The 25,285-nt window shown below is 68.9% G+C and carries 20 protein-coding genes; 10 read left to right on the forward strand and 10 right to left on the reverse strand.

The features are described from left to right. Positions 1-54 precede the first annotated feature (54 nt). On the forward strand, positions 55-1,854 hold the full coding sequence (locus ACIQF0_RS42875) for a Xaa-Pro dipeptidyl-peptidase (protein ID WP_401039899.1): 1,800 nt from the start codon (positions 55-57) through the stop codon (positions 1,852-1,854). A 173-nt stretch (positions 1,855-2,027) separates the two neighbouring features. Then, positions 2,028-3,068 carry a DUF4192 domain-containing protein gene (locus ACIQF0_RS42880; protein ID WP_401039900.1) on the forward strand — a complete coding sequence of 347 codons (1,041 nt, stop codon included), beginning with the start codon at positions 2,028-2,030 and terminating at the stop codon, positions 3,066-3,068. Here the strand turns inward: ACIQF0_RS42880 and ACIQF0_RS42885 are convergent. From ACIQF0_RS42885 to ACIQF0_RS42900, 4 genes are read right to left on the reverse strand one after another with little or no spacing between them, the layout of a single operon-like run. Further along, positions 3,038-5,041 (reverse strand): prolyl oligopeptidase family serine peptidase, encoded by a 2,004-nt coding sequence (locus ACIQF0_RS42885; protein WP_401039901.1) that lies wholly within the window; start codon positions 5,039-5,041, stop codon positions 3,038-3,040. The genes ACIQF0_RS42880 and ACIQF0_RS42885 overlap by 31 nt on opposite strands. 6 nt (positions 5,042-5,047) lie before the next feature. Beyond that, positions 5,048-6,010, reverse strand: a complete 963-nt coding sequence (galE, locus tag ACIQF0_RS42890; protein WP_360043382.1) for a UDP-glucose 4-epimerase GalE — start codon at positions 6,008-6,010, stop codon at positions 5,048-5,050. A gap of 36 nt (positions 6,011-6,046) precedes the next feature. Beyond that, positions 6,047-7,222, reverse strand: coding sequence for a galactokinase (gene galK, locus ACIQF0_RS42895; protein WP_401039903.1), 1,176 nt, complete (start codon positions 7,220-7,222; stop codon positions 6,047-6,049). Next, positions 7,219-7,911, reverse strand: a complete 693-nt coding sequence (locus ACIQF0_RS42900; RefSeq protein ID WP_360043388.1) for an iron dependent repressor, metal binding and dimerization domain protein — start codon at positions 7,909-7,911, stop codon at positions 7,219-7,221. The genes galK and ACIQF0_RS42900 overlap by 4 nt, the downstream gene beginning before the upstream one ends. Before the next feature lie 78 nt (positions 7,912-7,989). On the opposite strand from ACIQF0_RS42900, the gene ACIQF0_RS42905 reads away from it, so the two are divergent. Beyond that, complete coding sequence (locus ACIQF0_RS42905; RefSeq protein ID WP_401039904.1) at positions 7,990-8,841, forward strand: sulfurtransferase; 852 nt, start codon at positions 7,990-7,992, stop codon at positions 8,839-8,841. A gap of 29 nt (positions 8,842-8,870) precedes the next feature. Here the strand turns inward: ACIQF0_RS42905 and ACIQF0_RS42910 are convergent, their stop codons facing one another. Further along, the gene (locus tag ACIQF0_RS42910; protein WP_401039906.1) at positions 8,871-9,473 is read right to left on the reverse strand and encodes a hypothetical protein; all 603 of its coding nucleotides are present in this window, start codon (positions 9,471-9,473) and stop codon (positions 8,871-8,873) included. 88 nt (positions 9,474-9,561) lie between these two features. On the opposite strand from ACIQF0_RS42910, the gene ACIQF0_RS42915 reads away from it, so the two are divergent. From ACIQF0_RS42915 to ACIQF0_RS42940, 6 genes are all read left to right on the forward strand, one after another. Continuing rightward, positions 9,562-10,734 (forward strand): acetoin utilization protein AcuC, encoded by a 1,173-nt coding sequence (locus ACIQF0_RS42915; RefSeq protein WP_401039907.1) that lies wholly within the window; start codon positions 9,562-9,564, stop codon positions 10,732-10,734. 5 nt (positions 10,735-10,739) lie between these two features. Further along, positions 10,740-13,391, forward strand: a complete 2,652-nt coding sequence (locus ACIQF0_RS42920; RefSeq protein WP_401039908.1) for a GNAT family N-acetyltransferase — start codon at positions 10,740-10,742, stop codon at positions 13,389-13,391. Between the two features lie 185 nt (positions 13,392-13,576). Continuing rightward, positions 13,577-14,410, forward strand: a complete 834-nt coding sequence (locus ACIQF0_RS42925) for a glutamate ABC transporter substrate-binding protein (protein WP_401039910.1) — start codon at positions 13,577-13,579, stop codon at positions 14,408-14,410. Positions 14,411-14,441: 31 nt separating this feature from the next. Further along, positions 14,442-15,209, forward strand: coding sequence for a GntR family transcriptional regulator (locus ACIQF0_RS42930; RefSeq protein WP_319978268.1), 768 nt, complete (start codon positions 14,442-14,444; stop codon positions 15,207-15,209). Positions 15,210-15,259: 50 nt separating this feature from the next. Beyond that, positions 15,260-18,823 carry a hypothetical protein gene (locus ACIQF0_RS42935; RefSeq protein WP_401039913.1) on the forward strand — a complete coding sequence of 1,188 codons (3,564 nt, stop codon included), beginning with the start codon at positions 15,260-15,262 and terminating at the stop codon, positions 18,821-18,823. Positions 18,824-18,975: 152 nt separating this feature from the next. Continuing rightward, positions 18,976-19,317, forward strand: coding sequence for a hypothetical protein (locus ACIQF0_RS42940; RefSeq protein ID WP_093599595.1), 342 nt, complete (start codon positions 18,976-18,978; stop codon positions 19,315-19,317). A 72-nt stretch (positions 19,318-19,389) separates the two neighbouring features. Here the strand turns inward: ACIQF0_RS42940 and ACIQF0_RS42945 are convergent, their stop codons facing one another. The 5 genes from ACIQF0_RS42945 to ACIQF0_RS42965 all read right to left on the reverse strand — a co-directional run bounded on the left by ACIQF0_RS42945 (position 19,390) and on the right by ACIQF0_RS42965 (position 23,678). Continuing rightward, positions 19,390-20,019, reverse strand: a complete 630-nt coding sequence (locus ACIQF0_RS42945; RefSeq protein WP_401039917.1) for a hypothetical protein — start codon at positions 20,017-20,019, stop codon at positions 19,390-19,392. Beyond that, positions 20,012-20,596, reverse strand: a complete 585-nt coding sequence (locus tag ACIQF0_RS42950) for a hypothetical protein (protein WP_360043414.1) — start codon at positions 20,594-20,596, stop codon at positions 20,012-20,014. Before ACIQF0_RS42950 ends, ACIQF0_RS42945 begins: the two co-directional genes overlap by 8 nt. A 72-nt stretch (positions 20,597-20,668) precedes the next feature. Further along, a complete protein-coding gene (locus ACIQF0_RS42955; RefSeq protein WP_401039919.1) occupies positions 20,669-21,847 on the reverse strand; it encodes an RtcB family protein in 1,179 nt (392 codons plus the stop codon). 68 nt (positions 21,848-21,915) lie between these two features. Continuing rightward, the gene (locus ACIQF0_RS42960; RefSeq protein WP_319978262.1) at positions 21,916-22,716 is read right to left on the reverse strand and encodes an ABC transporter permease; all 801 of its coding nucleotides are present in this window, start codon (positions 22,714-22,716) and stop codon (positions 21,916-21,918) included. Beyond that, complete coding sequence (locus ACIQF0_RS42965) at positions 22,713-23,678, reverse strand: ATP-binding cassette domain-containing protein (protein ID WP_401039922.1); 966 nt, start codon at positions 23,676-23,678, stop codon at positions 22,713-22,715. The genes ACIQF0_RS42960 and ACIQF0_RS42965 overlap by 4 nt, the downstream gene beginning before the upstream one ends. 97 nt (positions 23,679-23,775) lie before the next feature. Here ACIQF0_RS42965 and ACIQF0_RS42970 point away from each other — a divergent pair, with 97 nt between their 5' ends. After that, positions 23,776-25,095 carry a flavin-containing monooxygenase gene (locus ACIQF0_RS42970; protein ID WP_401039925.1) on the forward strand — a complete coding sequence of 440 codons (1,320 nt, stop codon included), beginning with the start codon at positions 23,776-23,778 and terminating at the stop codon, positions 25,093-25,095. Positions 25,096-25,285: the final 190 nt, after the last annotated feature.

The raw sequence follows: 25,285 nt of genomic DNA on the forward strand, positions 1-25,285 counted from the left end.
AAGGAGAGGGTGCAGGCGAATCCCTGTCTCTGGCTTCCGCATTGGGGGTGCCTCGTGAGGGGCGCACGAAGAGTTGCACTGCTGACAGCGGTGCTGGTTCTGCCATTCCTGCCCGTGACGGCCCAAGCCGCCGAGGGGCCGGTGTTCCTGGACGGCGAGGCGCAACCCGTCTTCGATCCGAAGGACGTGGTGAAGGAGAGCCTCTGGGTCCGGGCGCCGGTCGACAGCGACCGCGACGGCAAGGACGACGAGGTCTACACCGAGGTCGTCCGGCCACGTGCCACCGAACGCGGTCTCAAAGTCCCCGTCGTCTACATGGTCAGCCCGTACTTCTCGGGCGGCAACGACGTCGCCAACCACAACGTCGACGTCGAGCTGTACGTGCCTGACAAGCGCGACGGCCGTTTGCTGAAGTCCTCCTCCGACGAACGAATCACCGCCGCCCTCGGCCCGAACCCGATCACCTCGGGTCGTTACGAGGCCTACTTCATCGCGCGCGGATACGCCGTCGTCTACGCCGAATCGCTTGGCACCGGCAAGTCGACGGGCTGCCCGACAACGGGCGACGTCAACGAGACGATCGGCGCGCGTGTCGTCGTCGACTGGCTCAACGGCCGTGCGACCGCACGCACCGCCACGGGCGAAGCCATCAAGGCGACCTGGTCGACGGGCAAGACCGGAATGATGGGCGTGTCCTACAACGGAACGCTGCCCAACGCCGTCGCCTCCACCGGCGTGCGCGGTCTCGAAGCCATCGTGCCGATCGCCGCGATCTCCAGCTGGTACGACTACTACCGCGCGGACGGTGCCGTCGTCGCCCCCGGCACGTTCCAGGGTGAGGACGCCGACGTGCTCGCCGAGTACGTCTACACGCGCGCGGACCGGGAGATCTGCAAGCCGATCATCGCCGAGATCGCCAAGGACCAGGACCGCGTCACCGGCGACTACAGCAGGTTCTGGGACAAGCGGAACTACCTGAACGACGTCAAGAAGGTCCGTGCGGCTGTGCTGGCAGTGCACGGCCTCAACGACTGGAACGTCAAGATGACGCACGTCGAGCAGTGGTACTCGGCGTTGAAGAAGGTCGGTGTGCCGCACAAGATCTGGCTGCACCAGTCCGGCCACACCGATCCCGACACGCTGCGTTCGGTCGAGTGGCGGCGCACGCTGAACCGCTGGTTCACCCAGTACCTCTGGGGTCACCGCAACGGCGTCGACAAGGAGCCGAAGGCGACGCTGCAGCGCGAGGACAAGACGTGGGTCGACGAGAAGGACTGGCCGGCTCCCGGCACGTCCGACGTGAAGCTGCGCCTGTCCGCGGGAGGATCCACCAAGGGCGGCCTCGGGATTCTGCCCGGCCGCGGCGTCGAGAAGCTGACCGACGACGCGACGAAGACGGCTGAGTCGCTGATCGACCTGGCGACCTCACCGAACCGGCTCTCCTACACCTCAGGGGTGGCGAAGAAGCCGGTGCGGCTGTCGGGCAGGTCGACGGCGAACCTGCGGGTCGCGTTCGACCGGCCCGCGGCCAACGTGACGACGCTGCTCGTCGACCGCAAGCCCGATGGCACGTCACACGTCATCACTCGTGGCTCGACCGACCCGCAGAACAGGGAACGGCCGGACAGGACGTCGCCGATCAAGCCCGGCAAGTTCTACGACGTCGAGGTGCCGATCGTGCCGGACGACTACATCCTGCAGACCGGTCATCGGCTCGAGTTCGTCGTGATCTCCAGCGACTACGACTACACGCTGCGCCCGCAGCCGGGTGCCGGCCTGTCGCTGGACCTCACCCGGACGTCGGTGGAGCTGCCGGTCGTCGGCGGCTGGCGGACTGTGTTCCAGACGTTCTGATGGGGTGCCGCGCTTCGGTCTGCGGAGACCGAAGCGCGGCAACCTAGCACCCATCCCCGACAGAACCCCGCTCCCGAGCACCCCAAGATCTCAACCTGTCCACAACCGCCGAGTTGTCCACAACCTCGCGGCGACCCGGCTCACCACCCGGCCCCACCCTCCACAGTGGGCCCATGTCCTCAGCCCTCTCGAAGCCGATCCGCGTCCGCGAAGCCGGCGATCTCTACGCCGCGATCCCCCACCTGATGGGGTTCCACCCGGCCGACTCGCTCGTCGTGCTGGTGCTGAAAGACCATCTGGTCAGCATGACCATGCGCGTCGACCTTCCCCGCCCGCGACATAGAGGCCTTCTAGCGGCTCAACTGGAAGGTCCGCTGCAAGAACAAGGCGCGACCGAAGTGCTCTTGGTGGTCGTGTGTCCGCCATCTGAGCACATGCCCGAGGAACTGCCGCACGAGCCGCTGGTCACCGCGCTCAAACTCCAACTGGGCGGTGTGGGCATCGAAGTCGTCGAGGCCGTGTGGCTGCCGTCGTGCCAGAAGGACGCGCGATGGCTCTGCTATCTCGACGTCGACTGCCACGGGACACTGCCGGATCCCCAGTTGTCCGCCATGGCAGCCGCGTCGGCACACGAGGGCAACGTGACCTTCGAGTCGCGTGCCGCCATGGCCGCGATCGCCGCGCTGGATCCACCCGAGGCGCTGGAACGCAGATCCACGTTGCTCGACGAGCTCGTGACGACCTCGCACGACCCTGACCCGAGGACCGAGCTGCATCGGGTGAGCGACGCGATCGACGCCGTGGAGCACCGCAAGGGATCGTTGCCGGACAAGGAGATCGTCGCTCTGGCGAGGGCGTTGTCGGTGCCCGAGGTGCGCGACGCGAGCATGGGGTTCGCGGCGCAGTCCAGGTCCCGGCTGGCTGAACGCCTGTGGCTCGAACTCACCAGGGCCAGTCCGGCACCGGAACGAGCGGAGCCCGCTTGCCTGCTCGCGTTCTACGCCTATCAGCGTGGCGACGGCGGGATCGCGTCCATCGCGCTCGACGCGGCCGAGGAGGCCTGCCCCGGCCACGCGCTGAGCAAACTCATCCGCGCCGCCGTCAGCGCCGCGTTACCGCCGTCGGAGATGCGGGCGCTGTCCGCGAAGTACCTGGACAGCGCCCGTGAGCTGCTCGCCGGCGCTCAGAGCAGTTCTGGTCGCTCCCAGTCCTGATCCAGGACGTGTTCGGCCAGGAACGCCCACACCGTCTCGTACCAGACCCGAGAGTTCCCGGGGGTGAGAATCCAGTGGTTTTCGGTTGGGTAGTAAAGGTATTTCGCCGTGACCCCGTGGCGGACGAGGTCGAAGTACAGGCGATGTCCCTCACCGATGGGAACCCGGTAGTCCTTGTCCCCGTGGATGACGAGCATCGGGGTCTTGATGTCGGCCACCCGCAGGTGCGGGGAGTTGGCCAGGATCCGCTCCGGCTGGGTGAGGGGATCGCCCATCTCCCGCATCCAGAAGTAGGAGCTGTCGGTGCCGCCGGAGAAGGCGTCGAGGTGCCACAGGGACGCGTGGGTGACGATCGCGCGGAACCGGTCGGTCTGGGTGGCGATCCAGTTGGCCATGTAGCCACCGAACGACCCGCCCATCGCGGCGGTCCGGGAGGCGTCGATGTCGGCCCGCTCGACGGCGACGTCCGTGATGGCCATCAGGTCGGTGTAGGGCTCGGCACCCCAGCGGCCCCAGCCGGCCTCGATGAAGTCCGGCCCGTACCCGGTCGACAGGGCGGGGTCGGGCAGCAGGACGGCGTAGCCGCGAGCGACCATCAGCCACGGGTTCCAGCGCCAGGTCCAGCCGTTCCAGCTCATGACCGGACCACCGTGGACCCACAGGACCAGCGGCGCGGGCGAGTCGGCGGACGCGCCTTCCGGCAGCACCAGCCACGAACGGACGGTCCTGCCGTCGGCGACGACCGTGGAGATCTCGGTGAGGGTGCCGGGCACCGAACCGAGGGCGCCGGGCGCGCGCAACCGTTCCGGATCCTGGTCGGCCCCGGTGGCGGCGAACCGCACGGGCTGCGGCGGATGGTCCACGGAGTTGCGCAACGCGTACAGCGTCTTGCTGTCCGGGCTCACGATCAGATCGCTGTAGTAACCGGAGACCGTCAGCTTCGTGATCTCGCCGCTCGCCAGGTCCAGCCGCCACAGCGGCTGGTGCCCGAGGTGGCTCGCGGTGAAGAAGACCGCCGACCCGTCCGGGCTTACCACCGGGTGGTCCGGTTCCTCCTGGAAATCGGGCGCCAGTGGCGTGATCGAGCCGTCCGCCAGATCGATGCGCACCAGGTCGCGCCGGTACGGGGAGTCCGGAGTGGACTCGCGGAACCGGATCGCGATCACGGCGGCGGAGTCCGGCGTGAACGTGGGGCTGTGGAAGGAGAAACCGTCCTCGGAGGCGATGACCCGAGACGCGCCACCGCTCGTGGCCACGACCCGAAGCTCGACCCTGCGGCCGTAGGCGGCGCTGACGTCCACGGCGTGGCCGTGAACGGCGTGCTTCCCGTCTGGACTGAGCGCGACGTCCTCGTCGCTGAGCCGGCTTTCGGAGTCCTCGCTGAGGGTGGAGACCTTCTCGGCGCTGATGTCCGCGACAGGAGCCGCGAACAGGCGGGGGTAGGCAGGACCGAGGTCCGCGTCCCAGTACCTGATCGGGTACGACTCGTGCAGGATCGCTGTCACGCCGGCGTCCTCGCGGGCCTTGCGCTTGGCGTTGTCGCCGTCGCCGAACTCCGCGAAGCGGTACGCCGACGACGTGAACAGCACCGTCTCGCCGGCGGCGCGCACCTGACCGACTCCGCCTCCAGGACGCAGCACCTCGGCGGCCTCACCGCGGACCGGAAGCCGCCACAGCGCCTTCTTGTCCTTGGCCTCGCCCGGCTTCGCGAGCGGGTCAGGGCGGGCCGACAGGAACAGCAGCGAACCGTCCGGGGCGAACACGGGGGAGGAGTCGCCCTTGGCGGAACGGGTGAGCCGGACGGCTTCCCGCTCGCCGGTGGGGTCGACCTCCCAGAGGGAGCCCTGCCACGTCTTGCCGTCCGGCGCGAGCGTCGACACGACCGTGACGAGCCGGGTGCCGTCCGGGGACAGCGCGAGCGACGCGAGCCGCGGGGTGGCGTTGTAGCTCTCGAAGGAGGCGAAGTCGGTCACTCCGGCTCAGGCCTCGTGACGGGCGCGGGTGAACTCCCACGCGTCGCGGACGATGCCGGTGATGTCCGCGCGCTCGGGCTTCCAGCCGAGGTCGGTGCGGGCCCGCTCGGCGGAGGCGACGAGGACGGCCGGGTCGCCGGCGCGCCGCGGGGCGACGACGGCGGGGATCGGGTGGCCGGTGACCTCGCGGCAGGTGTCGATGACCTGCTTGACCGAGAAGCCGGTGCCGTTGCCCAGGTTGTAGATCCGGTGCTCGCCGGCGGTGGCACTCTCCAGCGCGAGGAGGTGAGCGTCCGCGAGGTCCGTGACGTGGATGTAGTCGCGGACGCAGGTGCCGTCCTCGGTGGGCCAGTCCTCGCCGTAGATCGAGATGTGCTCACGCTGCCCGAGCGCGACCTGAAGCACGAGCGGGATCAGGTGGGTCTCGGTCGCGTGCCGCTCGCCGATGCTGCCGTAGGCGCCGGCGACGTTGAAGTACCGCAGACTCGTCGCCGCCAGGCCGTGCGCGGCCGCGTACGACGTGATCGCGTGGTCGATGGCCAGCTTGGTGGCGCCGTAGGTGTTGGTGGGCGCGGTGGGCGCGGTCTCGGGGATCGGCACCTCCCGCGGCTCGCCGTACGTCGCGGCAGTCGAGGAGAAGACGAGCTTCGGCGTGCCGTGATCCTTCATCGCGTCGAGCAGACGAATCGCCGTCAGGACGTTGCCCGTCCAGTACTTGCCGGGGTCCTGCATGGACTCGCCGACGAGGGACTTCGCCGCGAAGTGCAGAACTCCGTCGAACCCTTCTGCGAGGACATCGCCGATCACCTCGGCGATGTCGCCCTTGATGAAGCGCGCTCCCGCAGGGACGGCGTCCTCGTGGCCGGTCGAGAGGTCGTCGAGGACGACCACTTCGTGTCCGGCTTCGAGCAGCCTGGCGGCGCACACGCTGCCGACGTATCCGGCCCCGCCCGTGACGAGCAGCTTCACCACAGTCCTCGCATTCCTGGTCAAGATCGTTCTTGGCTACCGGTCCCTGCCCGCGCCCGCGGACGGAACCGCCGTGAAGAGCCTCGGCCGCGTGAGCGAGCGCGAGGCGAAGCCGGCGAGCACGGACCGCTCGACCTCGTCGTGCCGTTCGACGGGCACGAGGGCGATGGCCGAGCCACCGAAACCGCCGCCGACCATCCGGGCGCCCAGGGCGCCCGCCGCCATGGCGGAGTCGACGGCGACGTCGAGCTCGAGGCACGAGACCCGGTAGTCGTCCCGGAGGCTCGCGTGGGAGCCCGAGAGGAGGGGGCCGACGTCGGCAAGCCTGCCGTTGCGGAGCAGTTCGACGGTGCGCAGGACCCTGTCGTTCTCGGTCACGACGTGCCGCACCAGCGGACGCAGCTCTTCGGGCAGCCGGACGAGCGTCTGGTCGAGCTCGGCGATGTCGACGTCGCGCAGCGCGGGGACACCGAGGATGCCGGCCGCGCGTTCACAGCCTGCCCGCCGGGCGCCGTAGCCGCCGTCGACGAGGGCGTGGCTGGCGCGGGTGTCGATGACGAGCACCTCGAGCCCGCTGGCAGCCGCGTCGAACGCGACCTGTTCAGGCTTGCCGGAGCGCACGTCGTAAAACAGGGCGTGCGCTTCGATGCAGCACAGCGATGCCGTCTGGTCGAGGATGCCGGTCGGCGCGCCCACGAAGTCGTTCTCGGAGCGCTGCACCCAGCGCGCGATGTCCGCCCGCTCGGCGTCGACGCTGGCGAGGCCGAGCAGCGCGAGCGCGACGGCGCACTCCAAGGCGTGCGAGGAGGAGAGACCGGCCCCCGCGGGCACGTCGCCCGCGATGACGAGGTCCGCCCCGCCGGTGACGGCGATCCCCTGCTCGCGCAGGGCCCAGGCGACTCCACCGGGGTACGCGGCCCACCCCTTGACAGTGCCGGGGACTAGGTCGGCGACCACGACCGGGTCCGCTTCCTGCAGCCCGCCGTCGTCGCCCATCGTGCTGACGGTCATGACGCCGTCGGCACGGGGCGACGCCGCCACCGCGATGCGGTGGGGCAACGCGAACGGCAGCACGTAGCCGTCGTTGTAGTCGGTGTGCTCGCCGATGAGGTTGACGCGGCCAGGGGCCGACCAGACTCCCTCGGGCGCGCGTCCGTGCAGGCGCTCGAACGCCTCGGCCGCCTTCTCCGCCGGTGTCGTCGCCTGGGTCACCGGGCGAGCACCATGACGGCGTGGGCGACCGCGGGGTCGAGTTCTGCCGTGGTGCCGTTGCCGCGCACCTGGATGACCTTGGCGCCACCGAGCGCCTCGACCTCCACGGTGCCGCCCGGCACGACGCCGGCGGACTTCAGCTCGGCCATGAGGTCCGGGTCGAGCTGGACGTGCTCCGCGATGCGGCGCACCTCGACGCGCCCGCCGCCGCGGCGGGCCACCTCGTCCACGCGCACCAGGTCCGCCTCGGCGGGCGGGGCGGGCTCGCCGTCGCCCAGCTTGTCGAGGCCGGGGATCGGGTTGCCGTAGGGCGAGGTGGTGGGGTTGCCGAGGAGCTTGATGAGCTTGCGCTCGACCGCCTCGCTCATCACGTGCTCCCAGCGGCACGCCTCGCTGTGCACGTGCTCCCACTCGAGCCCGATGATGTCCACGAGGAGGCGCTCGGCGAGCCGGTGCTTGCGCATGACGGCGATCGCGAGGTTGCGGCCCTGCTCGGTGAGCTCGAGGTGGCGGTCCTCCGCCACGATGACCAAGCCGTCCCGTTCCATGCGGCCGACGGTCTGGCTCACCGTCGGTCCACTTTGGCCGAGACGCTCGGCGATGCGGGCGCGCAGTGGCACCACGCCCTCTTCTTCGAGCTCGTAGATCGTGCGGAGATACATCTCCGTGGTGTCGATGAGGTCGTTCACACCCGCTCCCCTTCGTATGGTGTCAATGGTAGTCGTGCCGGGGGACACAGGTGTCCGCGCGGGTGCAGGATGTGAGCCGTGCATCCCTTGATCACTCCTGAGGCCCTCGCCGATGCGCTGAGTGCGCGTTCGGCCACCGTCGTGCTGGACGTGCGGTGGCGTCTCGGCGGACCACCCGGACGCCAAGACTACGAGGTCAGCCACGTGCCTGGCGCGGTGTACGTGGATCTGGACACCGAGCTGTCCGCTCCGCCCGGGATCGGGGGCCGGCATCCGCTGCCGGATCCGGAGCGGTTGCAGGAGGTGCTGCGCGGCGCGGGCGTGCGCGAGGGTGCTCAGGTCGTGGCGTACGACGGTGGGGACGGGTCGGTCGCCGCGCGGGTGTGGTGGCTGCTGCGGTGGGCCGGGTTCGGTGAGGTCGCGGTGCTGGACGGCGGGTTCGCCGCCTGGGAGGCCGCCGGGCTGCCGGTGACCGCGGAGGTTCCGGCCGTCCTGACGGGTGACGCCGCCGGTGATGTGGTGGTGCGGCCTGGGCAGCTGCCCGTGCTGGACGCGGACGAGGCTGCGGCGCTCGCTCAGGAGGGTGTGCTGCTCGACGCGCGGGCGGCTGCTCGGTATCGCGGGGAGACCGAGCCGGTGGATCCCAAGGCCGGGCATGTTCCGGGGGCGCTCAACGCGCCGACCACCGGGCATGTCGGAGCGGACGGGCGGTGGCTCGGGCCGGAGGAGCTGGCCGCGCGGTTCGCCGGGCTCGGGGTGTCGGGCGGTGTGGCTGTCGGCGCGTACTGCGGGTCGGGTGTCACCGCGTCGTCCGTGGTGCTCGCGCTGGAGGTCGCGGGGATCACGTCGGCCGAGAAGCCGGCGGCGCTGTACGCCGGGTCGTGGTCCAACTGGTGTGCGTTGGACCGGGAGGTCGCGACCGGCGGCTGACGTTGCCCGTCAGAGTGTGGGGCGCCTGGCTAGGCGTTGGGGATGCGGTTGAAGCCCTCGGTGGCGAGTTTCAGGGCCGCGGCGCAGGTGTCCAGTTCCTCGATCGCCAGGACGCTCACCGAGAAGGCCGAGGTGATGGCGTTCGGGTCGTCGGTCAGCATGACGGTGACCTGGCAGTCCTCCTTGGAGGCGCTGACCTGCCATGCGGTGTTGCCGCCGATCTCGATCTGCTTCTTCTCGCCCTCCTGGTCCGCCACCTCGGGGACCGTGACCATCTGGGTGATGACGGTGGACGGGCCGGTGGTGGTGTGGATGCAGCCGCCGTCCGCCGAGGACTTGCCGCCGGTGGCGGCCTCGATGTCCGCCGCCTTGAGGACACCGCAGGTTTCCAGGCCGGCGGCCTTCTTCTTGGTGGTGATCTTCACGTCGCCCTGCTTCGGGGCGGTGGGGGCCGCCGGCTTGGAGGCCGGGGTGCTGGCGGTCGGTTTCTTCGTGGTCGTGGTGGGGTCGGCGGGTTCCTGGACCGCTTTCGGGTCGGCTGCCGCCGAGCCCTTGACCTGTTCGGCGCAGCCGGTGACGGTGGCGAGGGTCAGGCCCAGTGCTAGGAGGACGGCCGCTGGTCGCAGGTGCATGTCGCCTCTGACCCCTGTTCGGTGAGATCGGTTCCGGCTGGTGCGCCGGAAAGGTGCGCCGCAAAGACGCGACTGTAAGTTGCTGGGCATGGGTAAGCCAGCCGCGGTTGTCTGGGACAGGTCCTTCCTCGGGTACGACCTCGGTGGCGACCATCCCCTGAATCCGGTTCGGCTCGACCTGACCGTCCGGCTCGCCACGGCGCTCGGTGTGCTGGACGACGTTGAGCTGAGGGTTCCCGAGCCGGCCAGCGACGAAGAGATCGAGCTGGTGCACAAGCCCGGCTATCTGAGTGCCGTGCAGGCGGCGCCTACCGCCGGATGGGACGTCGGGCACGGGCTGGGGACGCCGGACAATCCCGTGTTCGAGCGGATGCACGAGGCTTCGGCGTTGGTCGTGGGCGGGTCGCTGGCGGCGGCTCGGGCCATCGCGTCGGGTGAGGCGGATCGGGCGGTCAACATCGCGGGCGGGCTGCACCACGCGATGCCGGACAGCGCGGCCGGGTTCTGCGTGTACAACGACTGCGCGGTGGCGATCGAGTGGCTGTTGCGCAGCGGGGTGGAGCGCATTGCCTACGTTGATGTCGACGTGCATCACGGGGACGGGGTGCAGACCGCGTTCTGGGACGACCCGCGAGTGTTGACGGTGTCGTTGCACCAGCATCCGATGAGCCTGTGGCCCGGTACCGGGTGGGCCGGTGAGGTCGGGGGCGCCGGGGCCGAGGGGAGCGCGGTCAACGTGCCGTTGCCCGCGGGGACGCGGGACGGCAGCTGGATGCGGGCGTTCCACGCGACGGTGCCCTCGTTGTTGCGGGCGTTCCGGCCGCAGGTGCTGGTGACGCAGTGCGGTGTCGACACGCACAAGGAGGATCCGCTCGCGGACCTGTCGTTGAGCGTGGACGGGCATCGGGCGATCTACCAGGCGTTCCGGGACCTGGTGAACGAGCACGGGTACAAGTGGCTCGCGCTCGGGGGTGGTGGGTACGAGCTGCTCAGGGTGGTGCCGCGGTCGTGGACGCACCTGCTGGCCACGGTCCTGGACCGCGACGTCGACCCGAACCGGCCGTTGCCGGCGGACTGGGTGGCGCACGCGACACGGATCGCGCCCGAGTGGCCTTTGCCTGCGTCGATGACGGATGGGTGCGACCCTGGGCACCAGCCGTGGGGTGGGGACGCGGAGGAGCCGGTGGACAAGGCGATCCGCGAGACCCGTCGCGCGGTGTTCCCCCTGCACGGACTTGATCCCGACGACCCCAGGGACTGACACCAGTGCCGGACAACGCCAGAGACATCGGCAGGGATCCGTTCGACTTCCCGCGGGACTGGGAGGCGGACGTCGTCCTCAGCGACGGCGGCACCGTCCACCTGCGGCCGATCACGCCCGACGACGGCGAGAAGCTGCGGGAGTTCCACGGCCGGCTGTCCGAACGGACGCGGTACTTCCGCTACTTCGGGCCGTACCCGCGGATCCCGCAGCGCGACCTCGACCGGTTCAGCACCGTCGACCACCACGATCGCGTCGCGCTCATCGCGCTCCTCGGCGACGACATCGTCGCCGTCGGCCGGTTCGATCGGCTGCGCGGTGACGGCCATCGGGGAGACAGCGCCGAGGTGGCGTTCGTCGTCGAGGACGGTCACCAGGGCCGCGGGATGGGCAGCATCTTGCTCGAACACCTCGCCGCCGCGGCCAGGGAGGTCGGGCTGGAGCGGTTCGAGGCCGAGGTGCTCGCCGAGAACGGGCAGATGGTCCGGGTGTTCCGCGACGCCGGCTACCAGGTCAGCAGGGCGTTCGAGGAGGGCGTGCTGCACCTGGAGTTCGCGATCGACCCCACCGACGAGTCCGTCGCCGTCGCCAGGGCCCGCGAGCAGGCCGCCGAGGCCCGCAGCGTGCACAACCTGCTGCACCCGCGCAGCGTCGCGGTCATCGGCGCGTCCACCGACCCGACCAAGATCGGGCACGCGGTCCTCAAGAACCTTCTCGAAGCCGACTTCAACGGGCCCGTCTACCCCGTCAACGCCGAGCATCGCGCCGTGCGGGGCGTCCGGGCCTATCCGACCGTGCTCGACATCCCCGACGACGTCGACCTGGCCGTCGTCGCCGTTCCCGCGGCCAGCGTCGACGAGGTCATGGACGGATGCCTCGCCAAGGGCGTGAAGGCGCTCGTCGTCGTCAGTTCGGGCTACGGCGAGACGGGACCGGACGGGCTGTCGGCCGAACGCAGGCTCGCGGGGGAGGCGAGAGCGCACGGCATGCGCGTCGTCGGTCCCAACGCACTGGGCGTGATCAACCTCGACCCCAAGGTCCGCCTCAACGCGAGCCTCGCCCCGAAGCTGCCGCAACGGGGCCGCGCGGGCTTCTTCTGCCAGTCCGGCGCCCTCGGCACGGCCATCCTCGCCAACGCCGCCGGTTGGGGCCTGGGTCTGTCCACGTTCGTCTCGGCAGGCAACCGCGCCGACGTCTCCGGCAACGACATGCTGCAGTACTGGGAGACCGACCCCGCGACCGATGTCGTCCTGCTCTACCTGGAGTCGTTCGGCAACCCGCGCAAGTTCGCGAGGCTCGCCCGCCGACTCGGCCGCACCAAGCCCATCGTCGCGGTGAAGTCGGGCCGGCACGCCGTCGTCCCCGGCCTCGCCGCCACCGCCGCGAAGGTCGACGAGGCGAGCGTCCAGGCCCTGTTCGAGCAGGCCGGCGTGATCCGGGTCGACTCGCTGGCCCAGCTGTTCGACACCGCGCTCCTGCTGGCCCACCAGCCGCTGCCCAAGGGCAAGCGCGTCGCCGTCGTCGGCAACTCCACCGCGATCGGCCTGCTCGCCGCCGACACGCTGCTCGCCCAGGACCTCGACCTCGCGGGCGACCCCGTCGACGTCGGCGCCCAGGCCACCCCCGAAGAGTTCGCGAAGGCGGTCAAGGAGGCCCTGGACCGTGCCGACACCGACGCGCTCGTGGTGGTGTTCGTGCCGCCGATCGCGGTCCCCGGCGCCGCCTACGCGCGTGCGATCAAGGAGTCCGCGCACCGCACGAAACCGATCGTCTCCACGTTCCTGGCGGTCGAGGGCATCCCCGACGAGCTCAAGATGCCCGGCAAGGGGTCGATCCCCAGCTACGCCAGTCCCGAACGCGCCGTGCTCTCCCTGGCCCGCGCCGTCCGCTACGCCCGCTGGCGCGCCGCGCCGCAGGGCACCTTCGTGCGGCCCGAAGGCATCGACGCAGACAAGGCGCGATCCATTGTGGACAGCCCGCGGAGCGAACTCCGCCTCGACGACCGCAAAGCCGTCGAACTGCTGGAGTGCTACGGAATCGACGTCGTCCCGTTCCGCATCGCCCACAGTGCCGAGGAAGCCGTGCACGCGGCCGACGAACTCGGCTACCCGGTCGCGATGAAGGCCACCAGCGAACGCCTGCGCCACCGCACGGATCTCGTCGGCGTCCGGCTCGACATCGCCCACGCCGAATCGGTCACCGGGGCCTACCAGGACCTCGCCGAACTCTCCGGCAAACCGGGCGTGTACGTGCAACGCATGGCGCCCAAGGGAGTCAGCTGCGTGCTGGGCCTGCAGGACGACCCGAGCTTCGGCACTCTGGTCTGGTTCGGACTGTCGGGTCTGGTCAGCGACCTGCTGGGCGATCGGGCCTACCGGGCGGTACCACTCACCGACACCGACGCGGCGGAACTCGTTGCCGCACCGAAAGCAGCGCCGTTGCTGACCGGTTACCGCGGCGACGAACCCGCGGACCTGAAAGCACTTCAGGATTTGGTACTCCGTTTGGCGGCACTGGCCGAGGACCTTCCGGAGGTGCGTTCGCTGAAGCTCGAACCCGTTCTTGCTTCTGCCGCAGGGGCTTTCGTGAGCAGCGCCCGCATCGTCATCGGACCGCCTCCGTCCCTGCACGACGCCGGTCCGCGTCGCCTGCGCTGACACCGGGACCGGCTCCGGACTGATCTGTTACCGCACCGATTCCGTTGTTTCCATTCGCGTCGAGGTATGGACATGCGTCGGTTCGCCGCTTAGGTTTCCCGCATCGCCCAGCAGCGCCGAAGCAGGTGCGCAGGCGCATGCCCGTGGAATATCGCTGTAGTGGATAACCGCTGTAAGAGGGACGAATGACGCCGAGAGCACTTCTCCGCCTGGTCGCGACAACATGTGCGGCCGTGCTCCTGCTCGCCTCGTGCGCGGGTGGCGGCGGTTCCGGCATGGCCAGCAAGGTCAGTTCGAGTGACCGCATGGTCATCGCCGTGTCGTACGACCAGCCGGGACTGTCGATCCGCAGGCTGGACGGCAGCTACCGCGGGTTCGACGTCGACGTCGCCAAGTACATCGCGAACGAGCTGGGCGTCAAAGAGGAGAACATCACCTGGAAGGAAGCGCAGCCCGGCAACCGGGAGACGCTGCTGACCAGCGGTGAGGCCGACATGGTCGTCTCCACCTACTCGATCACGGACAAGCGCAAGCAGATCGTCGACTTCGTCGGCCCGTACTTCGTCGCAGGCCAGGACCTGCTGGTGCGCATGAACGAGAACCGCATCGAAGGCCCCAAGTCGCTCAACGCCACCCTGCGCCTGTGTTCCACCGCCGGCTCGACCTCGGCCGAGTACGTCCGCGACCAGTTCGCCAAGGACGTGAAGATGGTCGAGTACGCCAAGTTCAGCGACTGCGTCACGGCGCTGCTCGCGGAGAACGTCGACGCCGTCACCACCGACGACGTGCTGCTCGCGGGCTACGCCGCCCAGAACCCGGAGCTCCTGCGGGTCGTCGGCGACCCGTTCAGCAAGGAGGAGTACGGCGTCGGCCTGCACCGCGACGACCCCGCCAGCAAGACGAAGGTCCAGGCCGCGATGCAGAAGATGATCGACACGGGTGCCTGGCGCAAGTCGCTCGAGGTCAACATCGGATCTTCCGGCTACAAGATTCCCGACCCGCCGAAGCTGGCCCCCTGATCACACGGGGCGTCACGTAGGCTCACGCCACGTGAACCGCGTCCCGCCGCACCGCGCTGATCGACCCGTTCGCGCGGGCATTCCCGAACACGGCAGAGTCCCGCGCTACTACGCGGTCAAGGCCGAGCTGTTCGACCTCGTCGAGAACCTCGGCGAAGGCACCGTCCTGCCCTCCGAACGTGAACTCGCCGAACGGTTCTCCGTCTCGCGCGTCACACTGCGGCAGGCTGTCAGCGAACTCGTGCTCGAAGGCAAGCTCATCCGCCGCCAGGGCAGTGGCACGTTCGTCGCGCCGCCCAAGCTCGTCCAGCCGTTGTCCCTGGTCAGCTACACCGAGGGCATGCGTCGTCAGGGCGTCGAGCCGAACCGCACGGTCATCACGGTCGAGGAGCTCGGCGCCGACGAGGGCCTGGCCCGCGACCTGATGCTCGAACCGGGCGACCCGATCGTGCACCTCGAGCGCGTCCTGCTCGCCGACGACGAACGCATCGGCCTCGAGTCGACGTACCTGAGCCTGGGCCGCTTCCCCGACCTGCTGGAGAAGCTCGACCCCGCCGGCTCGCTCTACGCGTGCCTCACCGAACGGCTCGGCGTCCGTTTCGCCGAGGCCGAGGAACGCGTCGAGACGGTGCTCGCCACGCCCCGCGAGGCGTTGCTGATCGGCACGAACCCGGCGCTGCCCATGCTGCTGCTGCACCGCGTCTCCTACGACGTCGACGGCCACCCGATCGAACGTGCCCGGTCGCTCTACCGGGGTGATCGGTTCAGCTTCGTGGCCAGGCTGCACGCGGACCGCTAGCCGGTTCATTCGGAACGGAACAGGATCGGCCTCCGAAGCGTCTGAGGATCATGGCGCTGGAACCGGAGATCGGGCTCGTCGGCAGGGACGACATCACCGCGTTGGTGGAGTCCCTGGTGGAACGCCGCGCGAAACACCCCCTGCCGGTGATCGTCGCGTTCGGTCCCGGCGGCAGCGGCAAGACGTCGTTGCTCGACCACGTCCGCCGGCGTTACCGCGACGCGCCGACGGCGAAGGTCGACCTCGACAAGGCCGGATCCCGTTCCTGCAAGGACATCCTCGACGTCGCCGCCGAGCAGCTGCGCTCCTACCGGCACGCCGAGTTCGGCCGCATGCGGTTGCCGCGCTACGACCTCGCCCGGCTCGCGCTGTACACGGAGCCCGCGGACGATCCGCACCACCGTGCCCGTGAGCTCGCCGCCAAGCAGATGACCCGTCTCGTCGCGGTGGCCGACGCCGCCGAGGTCGTCGAGATGCTGCCGCCGGCTCAGGGCCTGGGCAAGGTGTTGCGGCCGTTGCTGTTGTGGCTCATCGGGCTCGCGGTCGTGGCGCCGCGGCCGTTGCGCTGGCTGCTGGGCGGGCCTCGGGTCGCGAGTGCGTTGCGCTGGTTCGAGAACTACGTCGGACAGGAACTGAAATCCGGGCCCAAAAGTAGACACAGCTTGAAGTTCGACGCCGCACTCGTGCACACGTGGAGCCTTCACCGCTCCGGCGACACGCTGGAGATCGACCGGCTGCTCGTCGCCGCCTTCCTCGCCGACATCACGGCCGCCTACCGGTTCCGCCGCTACCGCAGGATGAACAGTCTCCTGCTGCTCGACGGCGCCGACCTGCTCGACGGCATCGACTCCTACCTGCCCCCGAAACGGCCACGCCCCGCCGCGCGGGCGACCGACTTCCTGAGCCTGCTCGCCGAGCGTCGCGCGAAGGAACCGCACGTGCCGCTGCTCGTGATCGCCACCAAGCAGTCCGCGCCCGCACTGGCCGGCTCCGCGGTCTTCAAACCGGTGCGCCTGGAACCCTTCACGCTGGCGCAGACGCGGCAGTTCCTCGCCGAGTGGAACCGCACCCGCGACAGCACGGTCGAGTCCGAGGCGCTCGTGGAAGAGCTGCAGGAGGTCACGCACGGCCACCCGCTGGCGGTTCGGCTCGCCATCCAGCTCGTGCAGTTCGTGTTCGCACGAGACCAGGTGCTGCCGTCGGTGCGGTCGGTGTTCGACGAACGGCTGCCGGTCGACGAGACCACGACGTTCCAGGACGCCACCGTCGGCGACTACCTGCTTCTCCGCTTCTTCCAACGAATTCCGGGCACCGAGGAGATGCCGGAACGCGAGGCGGCGCGTGAGATCTTCGCCCGTCTCGCCGCCCCGCGCGTGCTCGATCGGCACGTGATCCGCGCGCTGCTGCCGCCGTCGTGGTCGGCCGAGAACATGCGGGCTTTGCTGGCACAGCTCAGCTTCGTCGGCCAGGAGGGCGAGAACTTCGTCCTGCACCCGCTGTTGCGCGACCTTCTCGCGCGCAGGCTCCGCGATGTTCCGGCGGACCAGCCTTTCTCGCACGCGAACGTCCACCGGTTGCTGAAGGACCGCTACGACAGCCTCGGGCAACGCGAGGACGCGCTCTACCACGCGCTCGCACTCGGTCAAGTCCACCTCGTCGCGCATCGCCTGCGGCCGCACGTCGACGAGCGCAGCGACCGCTGGATCGCCGAGCTCGCCGCCGTCGCCGAGGCGCCGATGCCGCCCGGCGAAGGCGAACCGGAGTTCGACGAGGAACCGCGCACGTGGTGGGAGCGCCTGAGAACCGGCACCAAACGCAACCTGCACCGCCGCTACGACAGCGTGGTGCGCCCGGAGACGGGACTGCTGGAGGACGCGGTCATCGCGACCTGGGAACTGCGCTCCCGCAGCCGGACCGTCCGCCCGACCGTCGAGATGTACGACCGGGTTCTGCGCACCCACCAGGAACTCGACGGCGCCGAGGAACGCCTGACCGCCTACCGCGCGACGAAACGCGCCCTGGAACACAACACGCCCGCGTCGCCACCGGTGTCGTTGCCGCGCCAGTCCACGGTCGGCAGGTTCCCGTATCCGCGGCGCTGGCCGGGTCGCAACTCGGTGCGCCGCGTGACCGTCTACCTCGTCGTCGTGCTGCTTGCCTTGTACGGCGCGGCTTTCTACGTGCAGAGCAGCACCAACTGCTTGCGCTACGGCATTCTCGAACCCGATGAACTCGTCGCGGACCTCAGCGGCGACCGCACACGCCTGTCCAAAATGGATGGAGTGCAATGCGTTGGCCTGAGCGAGAAACCAGGAAGGTTCGCCTACGGTGACCCGGCCACGCAGAACAACGACGACGCCGAGGTGGAGGAGATCGCGAAGCTCATCGCGGAGGAGAACGACCGCGTCACCAAGGTGAAGGACCGCAGCGTCGTCACGATCGTCGTCGCCACCATGCTCAGTTCCAGTGAGCGGGTGAAGCGGGACCTGTCCGCGGGTGTGAACGAACTGCGCGGCGCCTACCTCGCCCAGCGCGACTGGAATCAGCTCGACGGGCTCGGCCGCAATCCGTTGGTGCGCCTGGTTCTCGCGAACTTCGGCGGCGAGTCGAAGTACGCGGAGAACGTCGCCGGGCAGATCCGCGCCTACGCCGAACGCGACCCGTCGGTGATCGCCGTGACCGGTCTCGGGCAGAGTCGCGAGACCACCCAGTCGGCGCTCGCCGTGCTGGGCCCGTCGAAGGAACGGCCGACCGGCATCCCGATGATCGGGTCGTCGTTGTCGTCGACGAACTTCAGCCAGAAGCCGTACTTCTTCCGCGTGGCGCCGGCCAACGACCGTCAGGCGCAGGTCGCCGCCCGCATCATCGAGCGGACCGAAGCGTTGCGCGGCCGCCCGTTGCACCTCGTGCGCAGCCCAGGAGACGAGTACAGCTCGGATCTCGCCGAGAAGTTCGAGGCCGCGCTCAAGCCCGAACGCCACGACTACGACGAGACGGCCAACGCCGTCACCACCCAGCTGGGGCAGGTGGTGACGGACATCTGCGAGAAGGCCCCGAACCCGCTCATCCTCTACACGGGCCGCACCGCGGAGGTCGGCGGGCTGCTGACCGAGCTGAGTCACAGCAACTGCACCGACCCGGTGGTGTTCGGCGGCGACGACCTGACGCAGCTCGAGACGACGAACTTCACGGATCTGGAAGACATCAAACGATTCGCCGACGGCCGGCTCTACTTCACGACGTTCGCGTGGACGCCGGGTCGCGAGTCGATTCCCCAGCCGACGCAACAGTTCTTCACCACGTACGAGGCCGCCCAGAAGAAGCACGCCCGCAGGGCATTCCTTTCGGGCCCCAACGGACATGTTCTGCTCGCCTATGACGCCGTCAGCGTTGTCGCGCGGCAGACGTCCGTTGGGGCGTCACGAGAAGACCTCTACGAAAGGCTGCGCACTTTGCGTGACTTCCCGGGCGCGTCCGGGAGGCTGACGTTCGACCGGACCGGTGCGAGCGGCACGTCCGGAGCCGACCCGGCCGACAAGCTGGTCGTGGGCCAGATCGTCAAGCTGGACAACGGTTTCCTGGTGTCCCGTTACGTGTCCCACGAAGGAACATGACCATCAGGTGAAGTGACTGCGGGTCACCGCACCCCGAGCGGGCGCAGGGGAGATACCGCCCGTTCGCACTCGTTTCCCGCTCAAGTCGCGGAGGTACTGTTGACGGTACGAACTTCAGGCGTCCGCAACGGTGCGGAGGAGCGGGGTGGACCGTGTCCTTCAAGGCGGAGTTCCTCGCAGAACTCGAGGATTGCCTGCGCGGCTACGGCGCGGTCCCGGTGAGCAATCCCGACGCACTCGCGTTGTTCATCGAGTTCGTGCGAGCCCTTCCGGCGAGTGATCAGAGGCTGCGTTGCCTCGAAGGTGTCGACCAGGGTTCCGGGTCGTTCTGGAACAACCCGGCGGTGTGGTGGGAGCAGGTGCCGCGATTCGGCGCGGGACTTCCCCGTTGCGGATCGGCGGAGTGCCGCAAGCTGCTGGACGACATGCTCGACGAGGCGATCAGCGACGAGATCGACGTGCTCGAGATGGAGATCCGCGAACTGCCCAGCTGAGTCGGGAAGAGGTCCGGACATGCCTGCCGGCGCCGCCACCTGTTACGGCCACGGCGCCGGGGCTTCCAGCACTTATTTGACGGCGACCAGCGACTTGAACAATTCCCGATAGCGGTGGAGAGCCAGTCGCAGGTCCTCGGTCTGTGGATCACCGTTTCCCTCGAGCTGCTTGGTGAGGGAGCGGTGCCGGGTGTTGAGCTCCTCGAGCGCGCGGCTCACGAGGTCGTCGGCCTTGCGGACGGCGGCCTTCGGGTCGTCGACGAAGTCGTACTGCACCGACTGCCACTCTTCTTCGAGCTTGCTGGACAGCTTCTGGTCGGCGCGCTGCTGGTCGGCGCGCTGTGACCCGGTGGGCTGCTGCTCGGTGTGGTGCTGCTCGCCGCGCTCGGTGCGCTGCGCTTCGGTGCGCTGCGCTTCGGTCCGGTTCGCGTCGGTCCGCAGGGCCTCAGTGCGCTGGGCGTCGGTGCGCTGCGCTTCGGTCCGGTTCGTGTCAGTGCGCTGGCCCTCGGTCCGCTGGGCGTCGGTGCGCTGCGCTTCGGTCCGGTTCGCGTCGGTGCGCTGGCCCTCGGTGCGCTGGGCCTCAGTCCGTTGCGCGTCAGTGCGTTCCGCATCGGTGCGCTGCGTCTGCTGCGGGGTGCGCTCGCCCTGCTGCGGACGAGCCGGAGTGGGAACCCCAGCGGCGTGAGTCGGTGCCTCAGACATCAGTCTTCTCCTTCCGCACGGTTTCCCTGTCCTTGCGCGGCTCGGCGCCGTGTTCGAGCAGATCCGTGAAGAGTTCGCGGTAGTGGACCATCGCCGTGCGCAGGTCCTCGGTGTTCGCTTCGCCGATCTCCTGGCGCTCCGAGATGTCGTGCGCCGTGCGGTAGTGCTCCAGGGTCCGCGCGTGCTCGACGGACAGAACGCTCAGCTGCGCCTCGTAACCCTCGGTGGGGTACCCGCGCTCGGCCATCAGATCGGTCACGAGCCGGTCGGCGTCGGCGATCGCGCTCTCCGGCGAGTCGACGAACTTCGCCTGCACGTTCGCCCAGTGCCGGCGGTAACTCTCCTGTGCCGTCTGGGAAAGCGGCTTCAGGTCGAACTCGCTGTGGCGGTGCTCCCGCTCGGCGAGTTCCTTCTCCGCGGCCGTTCTGCTGTCGCTGTCCGTGACCGCGCGGTCGTATTCAGGGCCGAAGCGGTCGCGCAGCTTCTTGCGCTGCATAGCGGGCCTCAGCACGAACGCGAGGACCGCCAGCACCACTAGAACCGCGACCACCAGGCCGATGATGGCGCCCGTTGACATGGAAAAACCTCCAAGACAGGCAAGAAAGACTCTGCTGTCCTGGAGGCTTCCCGTTCACCCACAAGGGAAACATCAACCCTTGATACAAACCACCTGCTTGAGCTTCGCGACCACCTCGACCAGGTCGGACTGGTTCGCCATCACGGTGTCGATGTCCTTGTAGGCGCCCGGAATCTCGTCCACCACGCCGGAGTCCTTGCGGCACTCGACACCACTTGTCTGGGCGGCGAGATCCTTCGTCGTGAACGTCTTGCGGGCCTTGTTGCGTGACATCCTGCGGCCGGCGCCGTGCGACGCCGACTCGAACGAGTCGGGGTTCCCGAGCCCGCGCACGATGTACGAACCGGTGCCCATGGATCCCGGGATGATGCCCAGCTCACCACGTCCGGCGCGGATCGCACCCTTGCGCGTCACCAGAACGTCCTCGCCGAAGTGGTTCTCCTCGGAAACGTAGTTGTGGTGCGCCGAGATCGGCTCCTCGAAGGCGATCTGCGGGAACTCGCCGCGCAGCACGTCGCAGACGAGGCGCAGCATGACCGCGCGGTTGCGTCGCGCGTAGTCCTGCGCCCAGTACAGGTCGTGACGGTACGCCGCCATCTCGGGCGTGCCCGACAGGAACACAGCGAGGTCCGGGTCCGGCAGCTCGGCGTTGTGCGCGAGCGTGCGCGCCACCGCGATGTGGTGCTGCGCCAGCTCGTTGCCGATGCCACGCGACCCGGAGTGCAGCATGACCCACACCCGCTGGTCGCCGTCCAGGCAGACCTCCAGGAAGTGGTTGCCGCCCCCGAGCGTGCCCATCTGGTGCAGCGCCTTGTCGGCGCGCGCCTTCACGACGGGCGTGAGGTCGTCGAACTTCCTCCAGAACGTGCCCCAGTCGGACGCGTCCCTCTCGGTGAACGCGGTCGCCTTGTGCTGACCGAAACCGACGGGGACCACGGCCTCCATGCGGGACCGCAACCCGCGCAGTGTCTCCGGCAGGTCGTTGGCGGTGAGCGAGGTGCGCACGGCGGTCATGCCGCAGCCGATGTCCACGCCGACGGCCGCGGGGGAGACGGCGTCGCGCAGCGCGATCACCGAACCCACCGTGGCGCCCTTGCCGTAGTGCACGTCGGGCATGACCGCGATGTGCTTGAACGCCCACGGCAGCGAGGAGATGTTCTGCAGCTGCCGCATGGCGAACTCCTCGACCTCGTCCGGTCGAGTCCACATGCGAATGTCCACGTTCTGGCCGCGGACCAGGGTTGCTGCCATGCCCACGAGGTTAGGCGGCGCTTTACCTGTTCGACAAAGGAGTTTCGGCGCTCACGGACCCGGTCCGCTCAGCGGGCCACGGCGCGCTTGTACTGGTGGTTGGCCAGCGGAACGAAGATCAGCAGGAATACCACCACCCAGCCGAGCGACGCGAGCACCGGGTGCTGCAGCGGCCACACGTCCGGCGGCGTCTGCAGGGGAGAGGTGTTGCCGAACAGTTCGCGGGCGGCCAGCGTGACGGCAGAGACCGGGTTCCACTCGGCGACGTGCCGCAGGCCCGCCGGCAGGTTCTCCGACTGCACGAACGTGTTCGCGATGTAGGTGATCGGGAAGATGAAGATGAAGCTGGCGTTGTTGAACACCTCGGGACTGCGCACCAGCAGCCCGATCCACGCCATCGCCCACGAGAACGCGTACGCGAACAGCAGCAGGATCCCGACCGCGGCGAGGGCCTCCAGCGGCGACGAGTGGATGCGCCAGCCGACGATCAGGCCGGTGATCATCATGATGACGATGACCAGCGCGTTGTTGACCAGGTCGGACGTGGTGCGGCCGACCAGGACGGCCGAGCGCGCCATCGGCAGCGAGCGGAACCTGTCGATGATGCCCTTGGTCATGTCCTCGGCGAGCCCGCTGCCGGTGATGGTGGCGCCGAACAGCACGGTCTGCGCGAAGATGCCCGCCATCAGGAACTCGCGGTAGTCCATGCCGGGGATCTGGATCGAGCCGCCGAACACGTAGGCGAACAACAGCACGAACATGATCGGCGCCGCGGTGGAGAACACCAGCAGGTCCGGCACGCGTTTGATCTTGATCAGGTTGCGCTTGGCGACGACCCCGCCGTCCGCGAGCGCCTGCAGCAGCTTCACTTCTCTTCCCCCTGCACTGAATCGTCCGCGACGTGACCGGTCAGAGCGAGGAACACGTCGTCGAGAGTCGGCCTGCGCAACCCGATGTCGAGGACCTTCACCGACTCGGCGTCCAGCAGCCGGATCGCCTCCATCAGCACCGAGGACCCGCCCGTGACCGGCACGGTGAGGTGGTTCTGGCGGTCGTCGGACTCGATCTGGCCGACGGCGAGGCCTGCCAGCGCCCTCGCGGCGCTGCTCAGTTCGGCGGACGTGGCGACGGACAGTTCGAGGCGTTCGCCGCCGACCTGGTCCTTGAGCTGGTCGGCGGTGCCTTCTGCGATCACCCTGCCGTGGTCGATCACGGCGATCTGGTCGGCGAGCCGGTCGGCTTCTTCGAGGTACTGGGTGGTGAGCAGCAGGGTCGTGCCGCCCTTGACCAGTTCCTCGATCACGTCCCACATGCCCAGCCGGGAGCGCGGGTCGAGGCCCGTGGTCGGTTCGTCGAGGAACAGCACGGTCGGCTTCGCGACCAGCGCGCCCGCGAGGTCGAGCCGGCGCCGCATGCCGCCGGAGTAGCCCTTCACCGGACGGTCGGCGGCGTCCTCGAGATCGAACCGGGCGAGCAGTTCGCGGGCTCGTTCCCGGCTTCTGGCGCGGCCGAGGTGGTACAGGCGGCCGACCATGTCGAGGTTCTCGAACCCGGTGAGGTTGTCGTCGACGGCCGCGTACTGACCGGAGAGCCCGATCTTCGTGCGGAGCTCGTTCGCGTTCCGGCGAACGTCGAGACCGGCGACGCGCGCCGATCCGGCGTCGGCTTCGAGCAGCGTGGTGAACACGCGCACCGCCGTCGTCTTGCCGGCGCCGTTGGGACCCAGCAGTCCCGTGATGGTCCCCTCGGGCACGGTGAGATCCAGGCCGTCGAGCGCGACGACCGATCCGTAGCGTTTGACCAGGCCTTCGGCCACGATCGCGTCTGTCATGCGGGCATCATGGCGCCGGGGTCTGACATTTTCGCCCGATTCATGACCGTGTCCAGGTGATTGACACGCGCTTTGAACGTGAAAATACTTCAGAGCCATGGAACGCGTGTGCGTCATCGGTGCCGGCTCGTCCGGCATCGCCGCATGTCAGGTGCTCGGTGCCCGCGGCATCGAGTTCGACTGCTTCGAGACCGGGTCGGAGATCGGCGGCAACTGGCGCTACCTCAACGACAACGGCATGTCGTCGGCCTATCGGTCCCTTCACATCAACACCTCGCGGCAGATGATGGAGTTCAAGTCCTTCCCGATGCCCGCGCGTCTGCCCGCCTATCCGTCGCACTTCCAGATCGCCGAGTACTTCGACGACTTCGTGAAGCACCACGGGTTCCGCGACCGCATCCGGTTCCGGACCGAGGTCACCTCGGTTTCCGTCGCACCCGGTGGCTATTCCGTCACGACGCGCGATCGCGATACCGGTTCCGAGGTTTCGGGTGTCTATCGTTCAGTAATCGTCGCGAACGGGCACCACTGGTCGCCGCGACTGCCCGAGCCCGCGTTTCCCGGCTCGTTCGACGGCGAACAGATGCACGCGCACTTCTACAAGACGCCCGAACGATTCGCGGACAAGAAGGTGCTGGTTCTCGGCATCGGCAATTCCGCCTGCGACATCGCGGTCGAGTCGTCACGCGTCTCCGCGCGGACGTTTCTGGCGATGCGCCGAGGCGCGCACATCATGCCCAAGTACCTCTTCGGCATGCCGACCGATCACCTGACGACCTCACCGCTCGCCCGGTTCGCGCCCGCCTGGCTGCAGGCGCTGTCCGTGCGGGCGATGCTGCGGCTGGCGCGCGGCAAACTCTCCGACTACGGCCTGCCCGAACCGTCGCACGGCATCCTCGCCGCGCACCCGACGGTGTCCGACGACCTGCTGACCCGGCTCGGGCACGGCGACATCACGGTGAAGCCGAACCTGACGCGGCTGGACGGATCCGGGGTCGTGTTCGCGGACGGATCCCGCGAGGACGTCGACGTGATCGTCTACTGCACCGGGTACAAGGTCGACTTCCCGTTCCTCTCCGCTGCCGAGTTCCCCGCCGTGACGTCCGCGGACAACGAGGTGTCGCTGTACCGGCGGGTCGTGGATCCGGCGCATCCCGGGCTCTACTTCCTCGGGCTGATCCAGCCGCTGGGAGCGATCATGCCGCTGGCGGAGGCGCAGTCCGAGTGGATCGCCGACCTGATCTCGGGGCGCGGGGCGCTGCCCTCGGTGCCGGAGATGAAGGCGGAGATCACCTCCTACCGGGAGACGCTGCGGCGCCGGTACGTGAAGTCGAAACGGCACACGCTGGAGGTCGACTTCCTCGGGTACCAGCGGGAGTTGCAGGAGGAACGGCGGGCCGCCGCCGCGCGCCGCTGACTGTTCGCCCCTTCCTGTTCTCGCTGGTCGCAGCCCTGCCGCCCCGATGTTGACCTTTGCAATGAGTCTTTTGACTTCGTCCGCAAACGTCTTTTGCATCCGGCTTGAGGGCGGGGAAGCGATATATCAGTCGGCGGGCGTGGCCGTGACGGGCGGGAAATGAGGGGTGAGGGCTGGGTGGCGTGGGTAC

This window comes from Lentzea sp. NPDC092896, assembly GCF_044754905.1.
Classification (GTDB): Bacteria; Actinomycetota; Actinomycetes; order Mycobacteriales; family Pseudonocardiaceae; genus Lentzea.